Origin of the sequence: Emergencia sp. (assembly GCF_048465375.1) — a bacterium.
GTDB lineage: Bacteria > Bacillota > Clostridia > Peptostreptococcales > Anaerovoracaceae > Senimuribacter.
On the sequence record NZ_DBFWLQ010000008.1, the window covers coordinates 328844 to 349870 of the forward strand.

Genomic DNA, 21027 nt, shown 5'->3' on the forward strand with positions numbered 1-21027 from the left:
GGTACAATCATGGAAAAAATTTTAATGGGAGAATATGATATCATCGTCGTTGGTGCTGGACATGCCGGCTGTGAGGCGGCACTGGCAGCAGCGCGAATGGGTAATCAGACAGCACTGTTTTCGATTAATTTAGAAGCGATTGCAATGATGCCGTGCAATCCATCAATTGGAGGTACTGGCAAAGGACACTTAGTGAGAGAGATTGATGCACTGGGCGGAGAAATGGGAGTCAATATTGATAAGACTTTTATTCAGAGCAGAATGCTCAACACTGCAAAGGGACCGGCAGTACATTCACTGCGAGCACAGGCTGATAAAGAGAAGTATCACACAGAGATGAAAAAGACGATTGAAAAACAGGCCAATTTAGTCATGAAACAGGCAGAAGTGGTCGATTTAATCGTGGAAAATGGAACCGTATGTGGTGTAATTACAAAAACGCACACTTATTACAGAGCGAAGGCTGTGATTCTTGCGACAGGTACTTTTTTAAGAGGAAAAATCTTTATCGGTGACAGCTGTTATTCCAGTGGACCTAACGGCTTAGCGCCCTCCGTGGATTTAGCTGAAAAATTAAAGGAACACGGCCTGAAACTGCGAAGGTTTAAGACGGGAACCCCGGCTAGAGCTCTGGCCTCTTCTTTTGATTATACAAAGATGGCTGAACAAAAAGGAGATGAACAAATTGTCCCGTTTTCCTTTTTGAATGACCATCTGGAAAAAGAACAAATATCATGTTGGTTAACTTATACAAATGAAAATACACATACTGTTATTAGAAATAACTTTCATAGATCTGCATTGTTTGGTGGACAAATAGAAGGAATAGGACCTAGGTATTGTCCATCAATAGAGGATAAAGTAAATAGATTTGCAGATAAAGAAAGACATCAGACATTTATTGAACCTGAAGGATTAGATACAGAGGAAATGTATATACAAGGTATGTCTTCAAGTTTACCTGAAGATGTACAAGAACAATTTTATCATACTATACCTGGATTGGAAAATATAATAATAACAAGACCTGCATATGCAATAGAATATGATTGCATAGATCCATTAGATTTAAAGCCTAGTTTAGAAAATAAGTATGTTAATAATTTATTTTGCGCAGGACAGTTTAATGGAAGTTCTGGATATGAAGAAGCGGCTGCACAAGGGTTAATGGCCGGAATTAACGCGTCACTGTTAATTAATGGTAAAAATCCATTTGTATTGGATAGAAGTGAGGCTTATATTGGCGTTCTCATCGACGATCTGGTCACAAAAGGTACTAATGAACCTTACAGAATTATGACCAGCAGAGCGGAATATAGACTGGTTCTCAGGCAAGACAACGCAGATTTGCGTTTGACGGAAAAATCTTACAGGTTGGGGTTGGCAACAGAAGAACGATATCAAAGATATATACAGAAAAAAGAAATTGTTGAAAAAGAAAGAATGAGAATGGAGTCTACTTATGTGAATCCAAAAGACGCAAATCAATTTCTTGCGGATATGAATAGTTCTCCTCTGCAGAATAAAGCATCCCTGGCAGAATTGTTAAAGCGGCCGGAAGTGACTTATGATAATTTAATCTGCATTGATCAGGATAGACCAAATCTCTCTTCTCATGAAAAAAATCAATTAGAAGTACAGATTAAGTATGAAGGATATATTACCAAGCAGCTTCATCAAATTGAAAGATTTAAAAAATTGGAAAGTAAACGTCTGGATGATAATTTGGATTATGAATCTATTGACGGGTTGCGAATTGAAGCAGCGCAAAAACTGAATCAGATGAAGCCCAGATCTGTTGGACAGGCTTCAAGAATATCTGGTGTATCTCCTGCAGATATTAATGTTTTGTTAGTGTATTTGGAAAAGATGAGAAGAAAGAAATAAAATGGAAAGATTAAAAAATGCCTTTGAAGAACTGCATATTCCCAATGATGAAGAGATTTTAAAACAGTATGAAAAATACATGGAGGGAATATTAAATTGGAATAAAAAAATAAATTTAACTGCCATTAAAGAGCGAGAGGAGTTTATTACAAAGCACTTTATCGATTCGGTACTTTGTTATCATTTCTCAGAGTATGTCAACGCTGAATCTGTAGTGGATGTAGGAACAGGAGCTGGTTTTCCAGGGGTGCCTTTGGCGATTCTCAGTCCGGATAAGGAATTTGTTTTGGCTGATTCTTTAAATAAGAGATTAAAAGTAATCGATCAATTGACGGAATCTATCGGTATAGAGAATGTGACTACAGTTCATGGCAGGGCAGAGGAATTGGCAAAAAATAAGAAATATCGGGAAAAATTTGATGTCTGTATCTCCAGAGCAGTAGCGAATATGGCAGTTTTAGCTGAATATTGCCTTCCATTTGTTAGAGTCGGCGGTTACTTGCTCGCCTATAAAGGTCCTGATGCGAAAAAAGAAGCAGAGGAAGCGAAAAAAGCTTTGAAAATCCTTGGCGGCAAAGTCAAGAGAATTGAAGCCGTAAATCTTGCAGATTTTGATCACAATATCATCGTAATAGAAAAAATAAAGGAGACACCTGCGAAATATCCCAGAAAAGCAGGAACTCCAGCGAAAGAGCCCATAAATTGAATATTTATGGGTTTTTTTGTAGTTTTTTTTGTGTTCAATTGCCCGGGAAAAGTGTTATTCTGTAAATAAGAAAAGGTGCAGGGGGGATGATATGTTACAGAGGAAAAGTATTGAGTTGCCGATAGACTCAGTGTGTGCAAATCCAGATCAACCGCGAAAGTTTTTTGCAGAAGAGGAACTGATGGATTTGAAAAATTCTATTGCGGAATATGGTGTTTTACAACCGATTATTGTCAAAAAAGATAAAAGCGGCTATTATTTTCTGATTGCAGGGGAGAGAAGGCTCAGAGCTGCAAAATTGGCTGGCCTTTCAAAAATCCCGGCGCTGATTAAAGATTTTGGCGATAAAGACGCAGCACTGATTTCAGTGGTCGAAAATGTACAACGAGAAAATCTCAGCTTTATAGAAGAAGCCTATGCTTATAAGAGATTAATTGATGAATTCGGGTTGACCCAGGGGGAATTAGCTGCAAAAATTGGAAAACGACAATCGACCATATCTAATAAGCTGCGAATTTTGACATTACCGCCGGACATTCAAGAGAAACTGATAGAGGCAAAGTTGACAGAACGCCATGCGAGAGCATTGCTTAAAATTGAGGATGCAAATATCAGAGAAAAGGTGCTGCAAAGAGTCATCGTAAATAATCTTAACGTCAAACAGACGGAGAAGTTAGTAGAAGAGTTTTTATCCAGAGAAGAGGCAGAGGTCAGAAGAAGCCACAAAATCAACTACATAAGCTATAAGATTTACATGAACACAATTAAAAAAGCTTTCGCTCAAATTCATGAAATGGAAGAAAATACCAAAATTTATGAAGAAGATAAGGGCGAGTACATGGAAGTAAAAATTGTTATTCCAAAAAATAAAGGATGTTTCACGTGAAACATCCTTTATTTTTGTCAAAACTGTGGTAAAATGTGTCGTAATAATATATAATGATTGTAGCAAAAAATTTAGCAGGAGGAAAGACATTGGGAAAGGCAATAGCAATATTCAATCAAAAAGGCGGAGTAGGAAAAACGACAACAAACATCAATTTAGGTGCCAGCCTGGCGATGAAGAATAAAAAGATATTAATGCTTGATATCGATCCCCAAGGGAATACGACCAGTGGAATAGGAATTTCAAAAAAAGACCTTCCTTTTACGGTGTATGACTTGCTGATTGAGGATAATTTTGATACAAAAAAAGCAGTAATGCATACAGGCATAGAAAATTTAGATATTATACCGGCGAGTGTCGATCTGGCAGGTGCTGAAATTGAAATGGTAGAAATAGAAGGCAGAGAGGCCAGACTGAGAAAATCCATTCAGAAGGTAAAAGATGATTACGATTACATCTTTATCGATTGTCCTCCATCTTTAGGACTTCTGACAATCAACTCTCTGACCGCTGTAGAGAGTGTACTGATTCCAATTCAGTGCGAGTTTTACGCATTGGAAGGGGTAAGCCAGCTTGTCAGCACAATTGAACTGGTAAAGAAAAATTTGAATAAGGAATTAGAAATAGAAGGCGTCATATTGAGCATGTTCGACGGCAGAACCAATTTGTCGGTGCAAGTTGTACAAGAGGTAAAAAAATACTTCGGATCAAAGGTGTATTCCACCGTTATTCCTAGAAATATCAGACTGGCTGAAGCGCCTAGTTTTGGTATGGCTATCACAGAATACGACCCTAAATCAAAGGGTGCGGAAGCCTACAGAGATTTTGCCGAGGAATTTCTTGAATGGGAGGAATATAAATAATGGCAGCTGCAAAAGCAAAGAACAGGGGATTGGGTAGAGGTCTAGATGCTTTGTTTGCAGATCAGGCTCCAGTGGTAGAACCTGAAAAAGAAGTGATTGAAGAAAAACAGATAGAAGAAAATTCTGTCGTATATATTGATATCAATAATATTAAACCAAATGAAAATCAGCCCAGAAAAGTTTTTGACGAAGAAAAGATAACGGAGTTGTCTGCCTCCATTCTTGAACATGGCATCATACAGCCGTTAGTCGTTAGAAAAAATAAGAGCGGCTATGAAATCGTAGCGGGGGAGAGAAGATGGAGGGCAGCAAGAAAAGCTGAATTAAAAGAAGTTCCCTGCCTGATTCGGGATTTTACAGATGAAGAAAACATGCTTATTGCAATTATTGAAAATATGCAGAGAGAAGATCTGAATCCCATCGAGGAGGCCGAAGGACTCAATCAGATGATTAAGACCTATGGGTTGACACAAGAAGAAGTATCGAAAAGCGTCAGTAAAAGCAGACCATATATCACGAATGCGCTCCGTCTCTTAAAATTACCTAAGGAAATTCAAAATTTCGTTACGGAAGGAAAGATGACTACAGGTCATGCAAGAGCTTTAATAAATATTGAAGATAAAAAACTGCAGGCAGACCTCTGTAGGAAAATTATTGAAGAAGGTCTTTCTGTAAGAAAAGTAGAGGAGTTAGCCGCGGCTGCAGGCAAGCCTAAAAAGAAAGCCGCAAAGAAAATAAAAAGTCCGGACACCTTACATGTAGAGAGTGAATTGAAAAATCTATATGGAACGAAAGTCTCTATTAACCAAAAAGGTAAAAAAGGTACCATTCAACTGGAATACTATAGTGTCGATGAACTGAACCGTTTGATCGAACTATTGAAATCAGTGGAACTATAGATGTTGTTTCACATGAAACATAGAAATTTGCGAATGCCTCTGACAAGAGGCATTCCTTGTCTCACGAAATAATGTTTTCGGAATTTTATTAAAAGAAAATGAAATGATAATGAGCACATACGAAATAAGATTACAGCGACTGATGAAAGATGCAATTGCAGAGTTAAATAAAATTGACATTTATCCATCTGAAGCAATTGCAGGGATAAAAGAAAACAGCAGGGCAAAGCGACGGTTAGGCTGCTGTAAAAAATCGGTCTATAGAGGTAAAGTAAAATATGAGATCGAAATCTCCACAATGTTGAAAGAAAAAAACGACCGACAGATTAAAGAAATTATTCATCACGAACTGCTGCATACCTGCAAAGGCTGTTTAAATCATGGACAGAAATGGAAGGCGCTAGCGGCTAAAGTAAATGATATTTATGGCTACTGCATTAAAACAACTGCGGACATCCCCGATTCAGCAGAAAAAGGAGTCAAGCAATACCGGTATGAAATAAGATGTAATCAATGCGGGAATACTGGTTATAGAATGAAGAAAAGCAAAGTCGTAATGCAGCCGGAAAACTATAGATGCAGCAAATGTGGGGGACAGCTCACAGTGAAAGCGAAAAGCTTTTGGAATTAGGACGAAAATATGGTATACTATAGTAATAGACTGCACTGTATTATCACAAAAACTACACTTAAGTCTGCAGCTTTCGTGGTATATTATATATGATTGCTATGAATAGCTGTTTAATTAAGAGGAATAGATTATGTCAGAAACATTATTTGGAAAGTTAATATCATCATATATCCCACTTCCGATGTGTATTGTCAATAAAAATGGCAAAGTTGTCAGAGCCAATGACCACATCAGTGAGGTGTTCATTTATGATGGAATAGAAGATGCGGATTTTTTTGCTCTTACAGGAATCAAAGTATCAGATTTATATGAGGAGTTCGACAGCGGCAAATATTACATGCTAGAGAGAAATGGAAAACAATTCAGGCTGTTGATTAACAAAGTGGGGGAGCATGAGGCGGCAAATCTGCTTGTCTTTTTCTACGATGTGACCAACTACGAAAATCTAAAAGATCGATACAACGATGAGAAGACCTGTGTAGGCAAAATCAATATCGACAATTATGACGAATTGATTGCCAGTACATCGCCTGAAAAGAGTATGACGATATCTGCTGAGGTAGATAAGACAATCCGAAAATGGGCTGCAAAGATCAACGCGTCCATCAACAAGATGAAAGATACCCAATATATCATGTACTTTCAAAACGCTTATGTAGACGGAATGGTAGAGAGTAAATTTTCTATTTTAGATGATGTAAGACAGATTGAGACAGAAGCAGATTTTCCGATGAGTCTCAGTATTGGAATCGGCATCGGCGGAAAAAATCTCGTAACAACAGAAGAGTACGCTACAGCTGCTTTGGACCTGGCTTTAGGCCGTGGAGGAGATCAAGCCGTCATTAAAAGGATGAGCAAGATTGAATACTACGGCGGAAAGATGCAGACTGTAGAAAAGGGCAATAAAGGCAAATCAAGAGTTGTCGCCCATGCGCTGAAGCAGTTGATTGATCAATCAAATCGTGTCATCATTATGGGCCATGCCCATCCTGATATGGATTGTTTTGGAGCTTCTCTTGGAATTTATCGCATGTGCGTTATGTATGGACGAGATGCGTATATTGTACTAAATGATATTAACGATTCCTTGCAAGCTATATATAAACAGGCAAAGGAAAGCGAAAACTATAATTTCATTAATCATAAAAAAGCAGAAAGCCTTACCGACAAGGACACCTTGGTCATTATGGTTGATACACACAGACCAAGCTATGCTGAAAATGCCAACTTACTGCAGTTGACTGATAGGATTGTGGTTATCGATCACCATAGAAGGGCAGAGGACTGTGTAGCGAACCCCGTGTTGTCCTACATCGAGTCTTATGCGTCCTCCGCTTCAGAATTGGTAAGTGAAATTTTACAATACGCCGCACCAAAGAAGACTCTGATCAAACTGGAAGCAGAGGCATTGCTTGGCGGCATTACTATAGATACGAATCGATTCGCTGTAAAGACTGGCGTGAGAACTTTTGAGGCAGCAGCTTGGCTGCGCAGGGCAGGAGCGGACACTACAGAAGTGAAACGATTCTTCCAGACAGATATGGAAACCTTCAAAGTAAGAGCGAAGTGTATCGCTGCTGCAGAATTTTGTGGTAACGGAATCGCAACATCAGTTTGTGAAGGATGGAACGAAGATGCTCAGGTGATTAATTCACAGGTTGCCGATGAACTTTTGAACATCAAAGATGTCAAGGCATCTTTTGTTGCAGGGCGAACGGAAAAGGGCAAAACTGTAATCAGCGCCCGATCTCTTGGTGAAATTAATGTACAAGTCATCATGGAAAAACTGGGCGGCGGCGGACATCTGACGACAGCTGGGGCGCAAGTAGACTGCAGTCCTGAAGAAGTGATAGAAAAAGTGTTAGAGTTAGTGCGGAACTAATTAGGAGGTAATAGAATGATTGTAATTTTAAATAGAGATGTAAAAGGTACTGGAAAAGCAGGAGAAGTCGTAAAAGTCAGCGATGGATATGCGCGTAATATGTTGCTGCCAAAGGGTTATGCTACAGAAGCTACCGACGGCAATATCAGAAATTTAGAAAAGCAGAAAGAATTACAGGCACAGAAAAAAGCCGACGATAAAGCAGCTGCAGAGAAATTGGCGGCCGAATTAGAAAATGTAAAAGTAGTCATTAAAACGAAGTCAGGTGAAGGCGGCAAACTATTCGGTTCCATCACCTCAAAAGACATCGCCGAGGCTGCTAAAGAGCAGACCGGCATTACTCTCGATAAGAAAAAAATTCAAATCGGCAGTCCGATTAAAAACATCGGCAAGTTCACTGTAGATGTAAAGCTTTACCCTGAAGTTGTAGGGAAGCTGAGTGTGGAAATCACGGATTAGGCTAGAGGAGTCAAAGATGGTTGAAAAGATTCCACCACATAATACGGAAGCAGAAAAGTCAGTTTTAGGTGCGGCCATGCTCAGTAAGGATGCATTGGCAGACGTTATTGATGTAGTGAGACCAGACGACTTTTATGATGCTGCACATAAAGAAGTTTTTACTGTTATGATGGACCTCTTTCGGAACAATGTATCCGTTGACATCGTTACAGTCTGTGAAGAACTGAAAAAAAGAAAATCTCTGGAGATGGTCGGAGGCAGAGCCTATGTTGCCACACTGTCCTCGGAGGCGCCGTCGACTGCCAATGCGGCTGAATATGCAAAAATCGTTTCAGAAAAAGCTTCTATGCGGCAGTTGATTAAAACAGCAGAAGATATCAGAGAGAAAAGCTACGAAGAAGAATTAGCCCCATCAGAAATCCTTGACTATGCAGAAAAGGGCATCTTTGAGATTGCTCAGCAGAGGCAGGGCAGTGATTATGCGCCCATCAAAGAAGTATTGCTTGAGAACGTAGCTATGATAGATAAAGCAATCCAGACGCAGGGACAAGTCATTGGACTGGCGACAGGATTTAAACGGCTTGACGAGTTGACATCGGGATTCCAAAAATCGGATTTAATTATTGTTGCAGCCAGACCAGCCATGGGTAAGACTGCTTTTGTATTGAATATAGCCCAAAATGCGGCCATCAAATCAGGGGCCACTGTTTTAATTTTCAGCTTGGAAATGGCAAAAGCACAACTCGGACAGCGGCTTCTCGCCATGGAGTCAAGAGTGGAAATGCAGAAATTAAAAACGGGTAATATTGAAAGAAATGATTGGGAGAGAATCAATATGGCACTGGACTCTCTTTCAAAGACAAACATACATATAGATGATACACCAGGTGTCAGCATCTTGGAGATGAAAAACAAATGTCGTCGCCTGAAAGCAGAAAAGGGCTTAGATTTAGTCATTATCGACTATCTTCAGCTGATGAAAGCAGATGGTAAGTCAGACAGCAGACAGCAAGAAATCAGTACACTGTCCAGATATTTAAAACTGTTGGCTAGAGAGATGGATTGCCCGGTCATCGTTCTGTCTCAGCTTTCCAGAGCACCAGAGCAAAGGCCTAATCACAGGCCGGTTCTATCTGACCTTCGAGAATCCGGTTCTATAGAGCAGGATGCCGATATGGTTATGTTCTTGTATCGAGATGATTACTATAACCCTGAAGATTCAGAAAAGCCGGGCGTATGTGAAGTCAATTTGGCGAAACATAGAAGTGGTTCGACAGAGACTTTTGACTTAACTTGGGTTGCCAGATACACCAAGTTCAGTGATAAAGCATAAGAAGGGTGGTTATAATGAAAATTACAGAAGAGATGAAGGTATGTGAGATTTTGGATTTGGATGACAGACTGGAAATCATATTTGAAAATCATGGACTGCCCTGTTCCGGTTGCCCCGGTGCAGTACAGGAGACACTGAGAGAAGCAGCAGACGGTCATGATATTGATATTGACGCGCTGCTGGAAGACTTGAATAAAGAAGTATAAGGAAACATCTATGAATTTTATCAAAGAGAAGATGAAGGACTTTTATCTGTTGGATTCAAAGGTAGAGAATATTTTTATCAACGAATATATGCCGGCGGCGCCAGGTGATTTTGTAAAGGTATTCCTCTATGCCAGCATGTACGCAGAGCATGGGCTGGACATGAACAATGAGACTATGGCGAAACAGCTGGGTCTGACAGAGAAAAAAATTCTTGAAGCTTGGGATTATTGGGAAAAAATGGGAGCAATTAAGAAGCGTTATCTGGATAGTGAAGGTAACGTGGATTTTGTCGTGGAATTTACCAACCTCAAGGAGTTGTTGTATGGAAAGAATACAGGTCCAGCCAAGGGCGAGACGAAAAAAGAAGAAAGAGACAACGTCTTTGGCAACAAAGCGGTAAAGATCATGTTCAACGAGATTGAACAGATTTTCGGCAGAGGCCTCAGTTCGACAGAAATCAGTCAGATTCTTGAATGGCTGGGGGACTATAATGCAACGCCGGAGGTCGTTCTCTTTGCTATAAAATATTGCACAGATAAAAATAAGACAAGCTTGAAATACATAGAGAAAGTGGTGAAGGAGTGGGCCAGCGAAGGATTAGCCACCGTTGATCAGGTGAATGAGCGCTTGCAGGAACTGGATGAAAAGTATTACAAATATAGAAGAGTGCTGAAAGCATTGGGATTTACACGCAATGCCACGGAAGCAGAGAGAGAGATGATGGACACCTGGTTTGACCAGATGGGATATACGATGGAGCGGGTGCTTGAGGCATGTAATAAAACAGCAGGCATATCGAGTCCAAATTTTAACTATGTAAACAAAGTTTTAGAAAACTGGAGAAATGAAGCAGACAGCAAAGGAATCGACGTCAATAAGAAGGTCGTGGTGACACAGGGCGTCTTAAATCAATATTACGATTATTTGCGGGAAAAAGCTGAAAGAGAAGCAGAAGAGAAGAAACAGGAAATCTATGAAAAGATTCCAAGAATCAGGGAAATTGATGAAGAAATCAAAAAAATGAGTTCTCAGCTTTCTAAAGCGTTGATCATGGGTTCATCGGAGAATGAAAGTAAACGAATCAACTCTGTGATGGATGAATTGGCTGCAGAGCGGGCAGTCATCCTGACAGAAAATAATTTTGAGATGGACTACACCGATATAAAGTACGCCTGTGAAAAATGCAATGATACCGGCATCACAGATTTAGGCGAGAGATGTTCATGCATTAAGCAGCGTACAGAAGAGGCGGAAATATGGGTAAAGAAAAAAAGTTTAGAAACAAAATAGTCGATGCGGCGGCAGGCCTGATCAGCTGGCATGACCGAATGCAGATAAGCTTTGATCAGGGAATGAAAACATTGTGGCAGCATATTGTCAGCGGCGCAGCAGCCATCATTACAATACACGATAATTTACAGACGAGGGTGGACAGGCTGGCTTTGATCGTTCAATATATGATCGCCAGCAACATTCATAAAAATCGTAAAAAACTGGCAGGGAAAAAGAAAAGTATCCTGGGACATTTTGCAGGTGCCATTCTGGTAGCCGTAGCCGTAGTGGCGCTTTTTAATCACGCCACAGGGTTTGAATATTCATATAACGGTAAGGCATTGGGATACGTCAAAAATCAAGAAGATGTCATAAAGATTTTAGATCTGGTCAGTGATGAATTGACAAAGGAGTATGGCTCAAAGATACAGATTGACAAAGATAATGATATCACCTTTAAGAATGTCGTCATCTTGGATAAGGATGTTGACGAGGTAGACACCGTATTGCAAAGGCTGACCTACATGTCAGATATGGAGGCAGAGGCTTATGGCATCTATATCGACGGACAGCATTTTGTAACCTGTGAAAGCAAGAAAGCTGCACAACAGACGCTGAAAGAAGTGCAGCAAAAATATGTGGAAGACAACGAAGAAAATACGGAATATGAAAAAGTCGGTTTTAAAGAAAAAGTAGAAATCAAAAAGGTGAATACAAAGCTAGCCTATATCAGCAGTGTGAATAAGGCGGCAAAGACAATTATGAAGGGTGGATCGAAGGAGATTGCTTATGAAGTGAAACCTGGAGATACCTACTGGGAGATATTTGAGAAATTTGATACGGATTTTGATGCCCTGAAGGAAAATAATCCTGATTTGAAGGAGAACAGCCTAGTGCCAGGTGATAAGATCATCATCAATAAGGCGACATCGGCGTTGACGGTAGTGACGGTAGAAAAATCTACGTATGCTGAGAAAGTGAAGTATAAGACTGTCTATAAAAAATCCAGTTCTATGTATAAAGGGGATTCTAAAGTAACGCAAAAGGGTTCTAATGGAAAACGAGTTGTAACGGCGAGAATCACCAAGGTTAACGGAGAAGTCGTCGACAAGGACGTTTTGGAATCTAAGACGATCAAAAAAGCAGTGAAGAAGATCGTCATCAAAGGAACAAAAGCAGTACCAAAGACAGCGCCGACAGGACATCTGATTATTCCAGTGTCCGGTTATACCATGACCTCGCCATTTGGCTGGAGATGGGGAAGAATGCACGAAGGTGTGGACTTGGCGTGTGCGACAGGAACGACCATCAGAGCAGCAGACGGCGGAACGGTAGTTCGGGCCGGCTGGTACAGCGGATATGGGCTGTGCATCGATATTGACCACGGCAGCGGGATGATTACGAGATATGGACACTGCAGTGCTGTCAATGTCAGTGTAGGGCAGAAGGTATACCAGGGACAGAAAATTGGTGAAGTAGGAAATACCGGAAACAGTTTTGGTTCCCATTGTCATTTTGAAGTGAGAATCAACGGTTCACCGAGAAATCCGTTTGATTATGTATGACATTCTGTCCAGCGAGATGTTAATCGATCTGTGTGACAGAATTTATGCTGGCGTTCCCCAGCCTATGGCTGGCATGGAACGCATCGTATAACATTCAGCATAAAAATCGAAAGCGATTTGTAAGACAGGCTATTTTTAGCCTGTCTACATGCTTCTTTGTAGGAAGAATTTAGATTTACCAGCATATACTTTCATAAGCAGAAATGTTTATATGGGAGGTACGTTATGGAAAATCATTATATCCAAATGGAAAATAAAAAGAAAATTACCATTACAGAAGTCACTTCCGTTGAAGGCTTCGATGAAGAGACGATCCTGGCAAATTTGACAGACGAGGGTTTGGTCATCTCAGGAAAGAATCTTCATATCGAAGTTTTGGATCTGGAGGAGGGAAAATTAGTTGCCGAGGGAGAAATTGAGGCGCTGACATATACGAAGAAAAAAGCTAAGACGAAGCTGATCGACAGGTTTAGAAAATGACAGCTCTGATACAGAGAGAGCTTTTCCAGCTCTTTATCATGTTTTACTGCGGTCTGGCGTTGATGTTGATTTTTGAAGTGCGAGATACTGTCATGAGACGGCTTGGTGTGAAGTCAAGGGCTTCTATATTTATTTACTTCGGCTCTTGGCTTTGTGCAGCTTTTCTATTCTGCCAGTTTCTATATAAGGGATCCCACGGGGTGATCACAATATATGGAATTTTTTCCCTCTGTGCCGGCATTTTATTGTGGAAAAAGGTCATTTATGGTATTATAATTGACAGGGGTAACAATTATGAAGAAGAGGAAAAAAGGGAGACTTCAGGAATTCGAACGGAACAATACACAGAACAATCTGGAAGAATTTCGAGAAGAAAGAAGAAAAAGCACAAAAAAGAAAAAAAGAATCAGAATAAATAAAGTGAGGATCGTTGTGACCGTTATAGTAGTCGTACTTATAGCGGTCGTTGGCGTGTCCATAAAAAACGTCTTTGACCTGCGTGCAGAACAAGACGAATTGCGCGCGAAAAATAAACAGCTTGCCTCTGAAAAAGCCTCTCTAAAAGAAGAACTGAAAAATGTCAATGATTACGACTACATAGAAGAGCAGGCGAGGATACAGTTAAAACTGATCAGGCCAGGAGAAATTCTTTACGTGCTTGATGACGAAGGAACAGATACAAATGGAAAAGATGACAATTAAAGAAGCCATTGTCGTAGAGGGACGAGACGATACTGCTGCAATCAATCGGGCAGTATCTGCCTTGACTATAGAAACCCACGGTTTTGGTATGCCAGACTCTATGTGGGGAATCATAGAGAAAGCATATAAAAATCAAGGAATCATTATTTTCACTGATCCCGATTACGCAGGCAACAAAATAAGGCGAAAAATTGCAGAACGATTCCCCGGTTGTAAGCAGGCTTTTTTACCGAAAGGGAAGGCCTTAAAAAACGGAAATATCGGTGTAGAAAACGCTACGCCGGAGGATATCATTGAGGCTCTAGGGCATGCCCATTGCACCACCAGTGACAGAGAAAATTCCTTTACTGAGGAAGATCTTTTCGCATGTGGCCTGATAGGTTGCCCGGAGGCAAAAGAGAGAAGAGAGAAACTGGGAAATTTGCTCTCTATCGGGTATGGCAACAGCAAAACATTTTTAAAAAGACTGAATCAGTTTGCCATTACTAAAGAAGAATTTTATGATAAAGTAAAGGAACTATAATGAAGCTATACGCACCTTCAACGATTAGAGAGATAAAAGATAGATATGGATTTAAGCTGTCAAAGAGTTTGGGGCAGAACTTTTTAACGGATAAAAATATAATAGATAAGATCATCGATGCTACTGAGATTACAGATGAAGATCTGGTCATCGAAATTGGTCCTGGAATCGGTGTACTCACATATGAGGCCGCACAAAGAGCGAAGAAAGTAACAGCAATAGAACTTGATAAGAACTTAATTCCGATTTTGGAGGATACGCTTCGTGATTTTGATAATGTAGATATCATAAATCAGGATGTCTTAAAGACGGACTTAAACAGAATTATTGAGGAAGCAGGATGCAGAAGTACAAAGATTATTGGCAATCTGCCATATTATATCACGACTCCAATCATCATGAACATATTGGAAAGCGGTGTCCGCGCCGACAGTATCACCATTATGATGCAGAAAGAAGTTGCGGACAGGATTCAGTCACAGCCAGGATCAAAAGTTTATGGGGCGCTTTCTGTCGCAGTGCAGTATTACTGCACGGTACAGACTGTAGCGGTTGTTCCGAAAGAAGTTTTTTATCCAGTTCCAAAGGTGGATTCAGCAGTGCTGAGATTGGATATTCGCAAGGACAAGCCGGTAGAATTGAACGATGAAAAGATGTTTTTTCGCTGCATCAAAGCAGGATTTGGACAGAGAAGAAAAACGTTATCAAATTCCTTATTGGGGATTGGCGATGTGACAAAAGATACGGTGAAAGAGTGCCTTTCTCGTGTCGGTATTGATGAGAAAAGAAGAGCTGAGACACTATCTTTAGATGAATTTGCAAATTTGGCAAATGATTTCAGCAAAAGGGATTAGAAAGAGGAAGAGAAACAATGGAAAAAGTAAAGGCATTTTATAAGAAGTACTTGAATAACAGTTTTTTCTTTTGCCTTGTCTGGGCATTTATATTGAATTTAATCATTGAAACCCTGGCAAGGAAGGGGTTTGGCGGGTTTTTATTTTTATTTGACAGCCCGCTGGTGTTCTTCTACAATACGTTGATTATTTTTGCAACGCTGGTTATTGCAACGCTGTTTAGAAGAAGAGTTTTTTTTGTCACTGTTGTGACGATTATCTGGATGGCCATAGGGATTACCAATGGTATCATTTTGATTGAGAGAATGACGCCGTTTACAGTCAAGGATCTCAGTGCGATAACCGACGGTGCAACAATTATCACGAATTATTTCTCAATGACGGAAATCGTCTTGATCGGAGCAGCGATTTTAGCAGGTATTATCGGTTTGGTCATCTTATGGATCAAGGCGCCAAAGAAAGAAGAGCATGTAAACTGGAAAAGAAATGTGGCCGCAGTCGTTCTGGTAATTGCATTTACCTTCGGTGCAACCTTCGGTTTGATCAAAGTAAATGTACTCAGCACTTTCTTCGGGAACCTGGCCTATGCGTATGACTATTACGGGGTTCCTTACTGTTTCATCAATACGTGGCTGAATACGGGGATTAACAAACCAAAGGGTTATTCAGAGGAAGAAGTAAAGGCAATTTTCAGTAAAGACCAATACAATGAGGATGGCACAATGAAGTTGGAGCAGACAGATGTGGACGAGGAGTATCCTAACATCTTGTTCTTGCAGCTGGAGTCTTTTGTCGATCCGGAGCTGTTCAACAATATCGAGCTATCTTCAGATCCAATTCCGACATTTAGAAAAATGATGAAGGATTATTCATCTGGCAGTTTGACAGTGCCGGCCTGCGGTGCAGGAACTGCGAATACAGAATTTGAAGTCATGACGGGACTTTCCGTCAAGTTCTTCGGTCCAGGGGAATATCCGTTTAAATCGGTCCTCAAGGAGAAGACGGGAGAGAGTATCGCCTTTGACTTAAAGAGTATGGGTTATTCAACCCATGCCATACACAATCACAGAGCACTGTTCTATAATCGAAATGAAGTGTTCAACAATATCGGATATGACACCTTCACTTCGTTGGAATACATGAGTGATGTGCCAAAGACACCAAAGAATTGGGCGAAAGATACGATATTGACAAAGCAGATTCTCGACGCTATGAATTCTACGAAGGAAAGAGACTATATCTATACCATATCCGTGCAGGGACATGGTAAGTATCCGACAGAGCAATTGATCAAAAATCCAAAGGTAACAGTTACTGATGCACCGTCGGAAGAACTGAAGTGGAAGTACGAATACTATGTAAATCAGGTATACGAAATGGACCAGTTTGTCAAAGAACTTACGGACACTCTTTCTAAGTACGATGAAGATGTGATCCTCGTCATGTATGGCGACCATATTCCGGCATTAGATGTTACAGAAAGTTCTTACGATGCGAAGGATTTGTATCAGACGCAATATGTAATCTGGAGTAATTTCGACATGGAAAAGAAGGATATGAATCTGACTACGTACCAGTTGGCAGCGGAAGTCTTTGATCGTATCGGCATCCATACGGGAACGACCATCAAGTATCATCAGAGCGTGGACCACAAGTCTAAGGACTATCTGTCGAACCTAAAAATGCTGGGTTATGATATGCTCTATGGTCAGGACTATATTTATGGCGGAAGCAATCCGTTTGAGAAAAGCGGCATGAAGATGGGGGTCAAGAGTATTAAGATCGATAAGGTTGTCAATATTGGCGGCAAATATTATATCAAAGGGCAGAATTTCACAGAATACAGCAAAGTCACTTTGAACGGTGAAACCCTGAAGACCATTTATCTGGGACCGAGCCTCTTAGGTCTCTTAGAAGAAGTGGATCCTGCAGATGCAGTCAATATGAAGGTCAGCCAGATCGATAAGTCGAATAAAGAAATCATCAGTACAACAGAATAAGACATTGCAAAATGGATGGAGGAGCGTCTATGAAAAGCCTTGAAACAGAAAGATTGACTTTAAAAATGTTCACCCTTGAGGATGCAGCGGAGCTTTATTCCTATGCAAGAAATCCTAATGTAGGACCTCATGCAGGGTGGTCTCCCCACAAGAGTGTGGAGGAGTCAGAGGAGATTATCAAACAGTTATTTATACCTGTAGAGGCGTGGGCAATCCATCTCAAGTCTGACGGGAAAGTGATCGGCAGCATCGGTCTGGAACACGACAAATACAGGCCGGATGCCAACAGTAAAGAGCTTGGATATTCTTTGTCTGAAGAATTTTGGCGTCAGGGCATTATGACAGAGGCGGCAAAAGAGGTCATTCGCTTTGGTTTTGAGGAGCTTGGTCTAGATCAGATTGGAATCTGCACGGGAACGGCCAATGTCCGCTCTCAGGGTGTCATAAAGAAATGTGGTTTCAAATATGAGGGAACCATTCGCAGAACTTACAAAATATACGATGGAACCTTGCGCGATTCCATGGTTTATTCCTTGTTGAAGGAAGAGTACGAGGCGCTGAAAGAAAAGGAAATGTGAGAAGACGCTGCTGCAGCGATGAGGATTGTGGTCCTACAGATTGCGGCAGCGTTTTTTAGCAGAAATTCAGGCGGTTTCCATAATTTGGATGAAAGTGACATCCTTGACATTTCTGATCCCATTGATTATAATAAAGTAAATTAATAGAACGAATTTATAATATTATATATAATTATATATTTTGATTTATAATATTGTTATGAGTTTTTAGACCTTTTTTAGTTGATACGTAAAACCTGAATAGATATGATAACATCAGATAAAATGAATTCGGCAGTCTGCTTTCATATGGTTTTAAAGCAGGATAGTAAAAAATACTTATATAATTTGAATATGATAGCAAAAAAATTGTTTGAGTTTTTGTGTGTCGAGAGGGGTCTGACAACAGAAAAGATTGCCCTTTGCACAGACGAGGGATTTGTGCTGTCTTCTTTTCCTGCACAGTCCATACAAAATACCGTGTATGAACAGATAGATTCCGAGGGGAAAGAAGCAGACTTTGTCATCATAGCTTCATCGAAAAGTGAACGACTCTCTGAAATCGACGACCTGCGGAGACAGTTTTCTGATTTTCTTTCTATATTTTGTCACAATGAACAAGTCAGAGACTATATTTTTCGTGGACTCGATTCTCTACCGGTTTCCATTTGCATTTACGACAAAAACACACGATTGGTTTATGCCAATGCTGATTTCTGCGATTATGTACAGATCAAGGAACGAGAAGCAGTTTATGGCATGCGTCTTGACGACATGCTGAAAGAAATGGGCGTTAAAATTTCTTCCATCAAAAAACCACATGACCAGCTGAAAGTAAAGGATGTACTCAAATACGGAAAACCGATTATCAATTGGGAAGTGGAAGTAATCTACACAAAAGCATCCAAAGAAAATATCCTTGCTACCAACGATATGTATCCCATATTTGACAAGGAGGGGCAGGTCAATGGAGTTGTTGAAATAGCTAGATTGCGCAACAAGAAGATCAGAGAAGTGAGAAGCGCCCTCGGTCTTACAGCTGATTACACCTTTGACGATATCATCGGAGAAAGCAAGCTTATGGCAGAGGCGAAACAGCTTGCTGCCACCTTTGCGGGCAGCGCCTATAATATTTTGATCTATGGGGAAAGTGGTGTCGGTAAGGAACTGTTTGCCCAGTCTATTCACAATTGCAGCCATCGAAAAAATAACCCTTTTGTCGCGATTAACTGTGCCAGCATCGCACCGGAACTGATTGACAGTGAACTGTTCGGCTACGAAGGCGGTGCGTTTACAGGTGCATCCAAAAACGGACAGATTGGAAAATTTGAGCTGGCTAACGGCGGCACTTTATTTCTGGACGAAGTGGCAGAGCTTCCACTTCATTTTCAAACAAAGCTTCTCCGTACTCTGGAAACCAATCAGATTACCAGAATCGGCGGATCAAAAAACATCCCGGTCGATGTCAGGATCATCGCCGCTACCAATTGCTCATTGGAGAAAATGATCGAAGAAGGTCTATTCAGGGAAGACCTTTACTATCGGCTGATGGTGCTGAATATTACCATTCCGCCACTACGAGATCATCCAGAAGATATTCCTCTCTGCGCAGAGTTTTTTCTGCAGCAGTCCACCCAACAAAACAATTTGGAAAAGAAAATGATAGATACAGATGCGAAGAAATTGATGACAGAATACAACTGGCCGGGTAATATCAGGGAACTCCGTAATGTAATGAACCGGGTCAGTATCTTGTCAAAGTCAACCATTATCACCCGGGAAATCCTGGCCGCATCACTGCAGCCTGGCAATTGTATCATCAATGAGCCGCAGGAAAAGACCGCTGAAATGCGCATCAACGAAAAAAAGAACGCAATTGACCAATCCAATGCGGAGCTTATCAAAGAAGTCCTTTCTATCTCGAAGGGAAACAAGCGTAAAGCGGCGGAACTGCTGGGCGTATCCAGGAAAACCTTTTACCGCATGCTGGAGAAATATGAGGCTTTCTTGAAATAGCCGTGGTAAAAAAGAAGTCCGCGTGATAGAATGATGATAAGAAAAAAAAAACCGTGGAGGTAAAAAATGAAAGCATTATTGTTAAATGGAAGTCCAAGAGAAGGAAATACCTACGCAGCCCTTGCAGCACTAAAGAAAGGATTCGCGAATATCGAAAATTTGACGATCAAAGAGATTGCCGCCAATGATGTTTCCGTTTCACCATGCCTCGCATGTGAGGTCTGTCGCGACAGTGGAGAGTGTGTCTTTGATGATGACACCAATGATATTATGGACGCGGTAGTCGGCGCCGACGTCATCGTCTTCGCAACGCCCGTATATTGGTGGGGCATCACGGCTCAACTGAAGCTGATCATCGATAAATTCTATTCCCGAAGCAGCCAGCTGATGGAATGCAAGAAACAGGTGGGTATCATCGTCGTCGGGCAGATGCCTGTAGAAGACACGCAGTACGAGATCATCCGCAAGCAGTTCCAATGCATTTCTGATTATCTTGGGTGGGACATCGCTTTCTGCAATACATATTCAGCTTATGATGCAAGAGACTTGGAAAATAATGCAGAGGCAATTAACGAAATAGAAGGACTCTGGAAAGAAATCAAATAAGCGGCTGTCTTTAATCTAAGATTGCTGCCGCTTGTTTTAGCGTCTCAGGCAGCGAGGTGTGCAGGACAAGGGAGAGGTATTTCAACATCTTCTCCCTGTCATTGTTGCCGCGATTTTTAAAAGCGTCGATTAAGGTGCCGGCCAATGCCTCCATATATAGATTACAGACAAACTGCTTAAAATCCTCTGGAACGTTTAAGTCTAATGATTTCTCCATATCATCTATGAGCCGGCGAATGATCTCATAGAAATCATTACACAAAAATCGCTTCATTTCGTCTCTTCCCATACTGTCATAGGCGCAGTTCAGAATATGTGCGTTGGTTTCGACATAATCCATAACAAATAAAATGGCGTCTTTATAATCTATGAGCAAATCAAACTGTTTTACTACTTCAACAGCTTCTTGTTCCAGCATCCATTTCAGCAAGGCATAGATATCTTCAAAGTGATAATAAAAGGTCTTTCTATTCACATTACAGTCAGTGATGATTTCGCTGACTGTAATTTTTTTAAGCGTCTTTTTAGTCATATATTTTTTCAGGGAAGCCGCCAAAGCTTTTTTTGTAATAAGTGTACTTTCTTCGCGTTTCATAAAAAATCTCCTTTCTTTTATTATACATCTGCCCATCAAATACTACAACGGACAGCCCTGGACATTTGTCCGGTAAATTTGCCCGTCAATGTCGGTGCATTTGA

At 40.7% G+C, this 21027-nt stretch carries 21 protein-coding genes and 1 pseudogene; 21 read left to right on the forward strand and 1 reads right to left on the reverse strand.

Annotation, left to right across the window (positions count from 1 at the left end; genetic code table 11):
* Nucleotides 1-9 precede the first annotated feature (9 nt).
* From mnmG to ACMQ5W_RS07915, 21 genes and pseudogenes are all read left to right on the forward strand, one after another.
* The gene (gene mnmG / locus ACMQ5W_RS07815) at nucleotides 10-1887 is read left to right on the forward strand and encodes a tRNA uridine-5-carboxymethylaminomethyl(34) synthesis enzyme MnmG (RefSeq protein ID WP_419024686.1); all 1878 of its coding nucleotides are present in this window, start codon (nucleotides 10-12) and stop codon (nucleotides 1885-1887) included.
* A 1-nt stretch (nucleotide 1888) separates the two neighbouring features.
* Entirely contained in the window at nucleotides 1889-2593 is a 705-nt protein-coding gene (rsmG, locus tag ACMQ5W_RS07820) for a 16S rRNA (guanine(527)-N(7))-methyltransferase RsmG (protein WP_419024687.1), read from the forward strand.
* Nucleotides 2594-2684: 91 nt separating this feature from the next.
* A complete protein-coding gene (locus ACMQ5W_RS07825) occupies nucleotides 2685-3479 on the forward strand; it encodes a ParB/RepB/Spo0J family partition protein (protein WP_148490429.1) in 795 nt (264 codons plus the stop codon).
* Between the two features lie 89 nt (nucleotides 3480-3568).
* Nucleotides 3569-4342: a ParA family protein gene (locus ACMQ5W_RS07830; protein ID WP_148490428.1), complete on the forward strand. Its 774-nt coding sequence runs from the start codon at nucleotides 3569-3571 to the stop codon at nucleotides 4340-4342.
* Entirely contained in the window at nucleotides 4342-5241 is a 900-nt protein-coding gene (locus tag ACMQ5W_RS07835) for a ParB/RepB/Spo0J family partition protein (protein ID WP_148490427.1), read from the forward strand. The genes ACMQ5W_RS07830 and ACMQ5W_RS07835 overlap by 1 nt, the downstream gene beginning before the upstream one ends.
* Before the next feature lie 103 nt (nucleotides 5242-5344).
* Nucleotides 5345-5872, forward strand: coding sequence for a SprT-like domain-containing protein (locus tag ACMQ5W_RS07840; protein ID WP_419024688.1), 528 nt, complete (start codon nucleotides 5345-5347; stop codon nucleotides 5870-5872).
* A gap of 130 nt (nucleotides 5873-6002) precedes the next feature.
* Nucleotides 6003-7754 (forward strand): DHH family phosphoesterase, encoded by a 1752-nt coding sequence (locus tag ACMQ5W_RS07845; RefSeq protein WP_419024689.1) that lies wholly within the window; start codon nucleotides 6003-6005, stop codon nucleotides 7752-7754.
* Nucleotides 7755-7769: 15 nt separating this feature from the next.
* Nucleotides 7770-8213 carry a 50S ribosomal protein L9 gene (gene rplI, locus ACMQ5W_RS07850; protein WP_419024690.1) on the forward strand — a complete coding sequence of 148 codons (444 nt, stop codon included), beginning with the start codon at nucleotides 7770-7772 and terminating at the stop codon, nucleotides 8211-8213.
* Nucleotides 8214-8229: 16 nt separating this feature from the next.
* A complete protein-coding gene (dnaB, locus tag ACMQ5W_RS07855; protein ID WP_148490423.1) occupies nucleotides 8230-9546 on the forward strand; it encodes a replicative DNA helicase in 1317 nt (438 codons plus the stop codon).
* 14 nt (nucleotides 9547-9560) lie between these two features.
* The gene (locus ACMQ5W_RS07860; protein ID WP_148490422.1) at nucleotides 9561-9752 is read left to right on the forward strand and encodes a DUF1858 domain-containing protein; all 192 of its coding nucleotides are present in this window, start codon (nucleotides 9561-9563) and stop codon (nucleotides 9750-9752) included.
* A gap of 10 nt (nucleotides 9753-9762) precedes the next feature.
* Nucleotides 9763-11043 (forward strand): DnaD domain protein, encoded by a 1281-nt coding sequence (locus tag ACMQ5W_RS07865; RefSeq protein ID WP_419024691.1) that lies wholly within the window; start codon nucleotides 9763-9765, stop codon nucleotides 11041-11043.
* A complete protein-coding gene (locus ACMQ5W_RS07870; protein WP_148490420.1) occupies nucleotides 11010-12590 on the forward strand; it encodes a M23 family metallopeptidase in 1581 nt (526 codons plus the stop codon). The genes ACMQ5W_RS07865 and ACMQ5W_RS07870 overlap by 34 nt, the downstream gene beginning before the upstream one ends.
* 225 nt (nucleotides 12591-12815) lie before the next feature.
* Nucleotides 12816-13070 carry a YabP/YqfC family sporulation protein gene (locus ACMQ5W_RS07875; protein ID WP_148490419.1) on the forward strand — a complete coding sequence of 85 codons (255 nt, stop codon included), beginning with the start codon at nucleotides 12816-12818 and terminating at the stop codon, nucleotides 13068-13070.
* Nucleotides 13067-13324, forward strand: a pseudogene (gene yabQ, locus ACMQ5W_RS07880) (spore cortex biosynthesis protein YabQ); the annotation flags it as partial. The gene ACMQ5W_RS07875 and the pseudogene yabQ, both read left to right, overlap by 4 nt.
* A 40-nt stretch (nucleotides 13325-13364) precedes the next feature.
* The gene (locus tag ACMQ5W_RS07885; RefSeq protein ID WP_419024766.1) at nucleotides 13365-13772 is read left to right on the forward strand and encodes an FtsB family cell division protein; all 408 of its coding nucleotides are present in this window, start codon (nucleotides 13365-13367) and stop codon (nucleotides 13770-13772) included.
* On the forward strand, nucleotides 13753-14295 hold the full coding sequence (gene rnmV / locus ACMQ5W_RS07890) for a ribonuclease M5 (RefSeq protein WP_419024692.1): 543 nt from the start codon (nucleotides 13753-13755) through the stop codon (nucleotides 14293-14295). The genes ACMQ5W_RS07885 and rnmV overlap by 20 nt, the downstream gene beginning before the upstream one ends.
* Nucleotides 14295-15149, forward strand: coding sequence for a 16S rRNA (adenine(1518)-N(6)/adenine(1519)-N(6))-dimethyltransferase RsmA (gene rsmA, locus ACMQ5W_RS07895; RefSeq protein ID WP_148490417.1), 855 nt, complete (start codon nucleotides 14295-14297; stop codon nucleotides 15147-15149). Before rnmV ends, rsmA begins: the two co-directional genes overlap by 1 nt.
* Nucleotides 15150-15166: 17 nt before the next feature.
* Nucleotides 15167-17149, forward strand: coding sequence for an LTA synthase family protein (locus ACMQ5W_RS07900; RefSeq protein ID WP_419024693.1), 1983 nt, complete (start codon nucleotides 15167-15169; stop codon nucleotides 17147-17149).
* A gap of 29 nt (nucleotides 17150-17178) precedes the next feature.
* Nucleotides 17179-17727, forward strand: a complete 549-nt coding sequence (locus ACMQ5W_RS07905; protein WP_419024694.1) for a GNAT family N-acetyltransferase — start codon at nucleotides 17179-17181, stop codon at nucleotides 17725-17727.
* A 348-nt stretch (nucleotides 17728-18075) separates the two neighbouring features.
* Nucleotides 18076-19722, forward strand: a complete 1647-nt coding sequence (locus ACMQ5W_RS07910; RefSeq protein ID WP_419024695.1) for a sigma-54 interaction domain-containing protein — start codon at nucleotides 18076-18078, stop codon at nucleotides 19720-19722.
* A gap of 66 nt (nucleotides 19723-19788) precedes the next feature.
* The gene (locus ACMQ5W_RS07915) at nucleotides 19789-20328 is read left to right on the forward strand and encodes a flavodoxin family protein (protein WP_419024696.1); all 540 of its coding nucleotides are present in this window, start codon (nucleotides 19789-19791) and stop codon (nucleotides 20326-20328) included.
* A 10-nt stretch (nucleotides 20329-20338) separates the two neighbouring features.
* On the opposite strand, the gene ACMQ5W_RS07920 is transcribed toward ACMQ5W_RS07915, so the two are convergent.
* The gene (locus ACMQ5W_RS07920) at nucleotides 20339-20923 is read right to left on the reverse strand and encodes a TetR/AcrR family transcriptional regulator C-terminal domain-containing protein (protein ID WP_419024697.1); all 585 of its coding nucleotides are present in this window, start codon (nucleotides 20921-20923) and stop codon (nucleotides 20339-20341) included.
* Between the last annotated feature and the right edge of the window lie 104 nt (nucleotides 20924-21027).

Bases quoted from the DNA above. Each gene is read 5' to 3' on its own strand.
- mnmG (WP_419024686.1), top strand. From the start codon at position 10: ATGGAAAAAATTTTAATGGGAGAATATGATATCATCGTCGTTGGTGCT.
- rsmG (WP_419024687.1), top strand. From the start codon at position 1,889: ATGGAAAGATTAAAAAATGCCTTTGAAGAACTGCATATTCCCAATGAT.
- ACMQ5W_RS07825 (WP_148490429.1), top strand. From the start codon at position 2,685: ATGTTACAGAGGAAAAGTATTGAGTTGCCGATAGACTCAGTGTGTGCA.
- ACMQ5W_RS07835 (WP_148490427.1), top strand. From the start codon at position 4,342: ATGGCAGCTGCAAAAGCAAAGAACAGGGGATTGGGTAGAGGTCTAGAT.
- ACMQ5W_RS07840 (WP_419024688.1), top strand. From the start codon at position 5,345: ATGATAATGAGCACATACGAAATAAGATTACAGCGACTGATGAAAGAT.
- ACMQ5W_RS07845 (WP_419024689.1), top strand. From the start codon at position 6,003: ATGTCAGAAACATTATTTGGAAAGTTAATATCATCATATATCCCACTT.
- rplI (WP_419024690.1), top strand. From the start codon at position 7,770: ATGATTGTAATTTTAAATAGAGATGTAAAAGGTACTGGAAAAGCAGGA.
- dnaB (WP_148490423.1), top strand. From the start codon at position 8,230: ATGGTTGAAAAGATTCCACCACATAATACGGAAGCAGAAAAGTCAGTT.
- ACMQ5W_RS07860 (WP_148490422.1), top strand. From the start codon at position 9,561: ATGAAAATTACAGAAGAGATGAAGGTATGTGAGATTTTGGATTTGGAT.
- ACMQ5W_RS07865 (WP_419024691.1), top strand. From the start codon at position 9,763: ATGAATTTTATCAAAGAGAAGATGAAGGACTTTTATCTGTTGGATTCA.
- ACMQ5W_RS07870 (WP_148490420.1), top strand. From the start codon at position 11,010: ATGGGTAAAGAAAAAAAGTTTAGAAACAAAATAGTCGATGCGGCGGCA.
- ACMQ5W_RS07875 (WP_148490419.1), top strand. From the start codon at position 12,816: ATGGAAAATCATTATATCCAAATGGAAAATAAAAAGAAAATTACCATT.
- ACMQ5W_RS07885 (WP_419024766.1), top strand. From the start codon at position 13,365: ATGAAGAAGAGGAAAAAAGGGAGACTTCAGGAATTCGAACGGAACAAT.
- rnmV (WP_419024692.1), top strand. From the start codon at position 13,753: ATGGAAAAGATGACAATTAAAGAAGCCATTGTCGTAGAGGGACGAGAC.
- rsmA (WP_148490417.1), top strand. From the start codon at position 14,295: ATGAAGCTATACGCACCTTCAACGATTAGAGAGATAAAAGATAGATAT.
- ACMQ5W_RS07900 (WP_419024693.1), top strand. From the start codon at position 15,167: ATGGAAAAAGTAAAGGCATTTTATAAGAAGTACTTGAATAACAGTTTT.
- ACMQ5W_RS07905 (WP_419024694.1), top strand. From the start codon at position 17,179: ATGAAAAGCCTTGAAACAGAAAGATTGACTTTAAAAATGTTCACCCTT.
- ACMQ5W_RS07915 (WP_419024696.1), top strand. From the start codon at position 19,789: ATGAAAGCATTATTGTTAAATGGAAGTCCAAGAGAAGGAAATACCTAC.
- ACMQ5W_RS07920 (WP_419024697.1), bottom strand. From the start codon at position 20,923: ATGAAACGCGAAGAAAGTACACTTATTACAAAAAAAGCTTTGGCGGCT.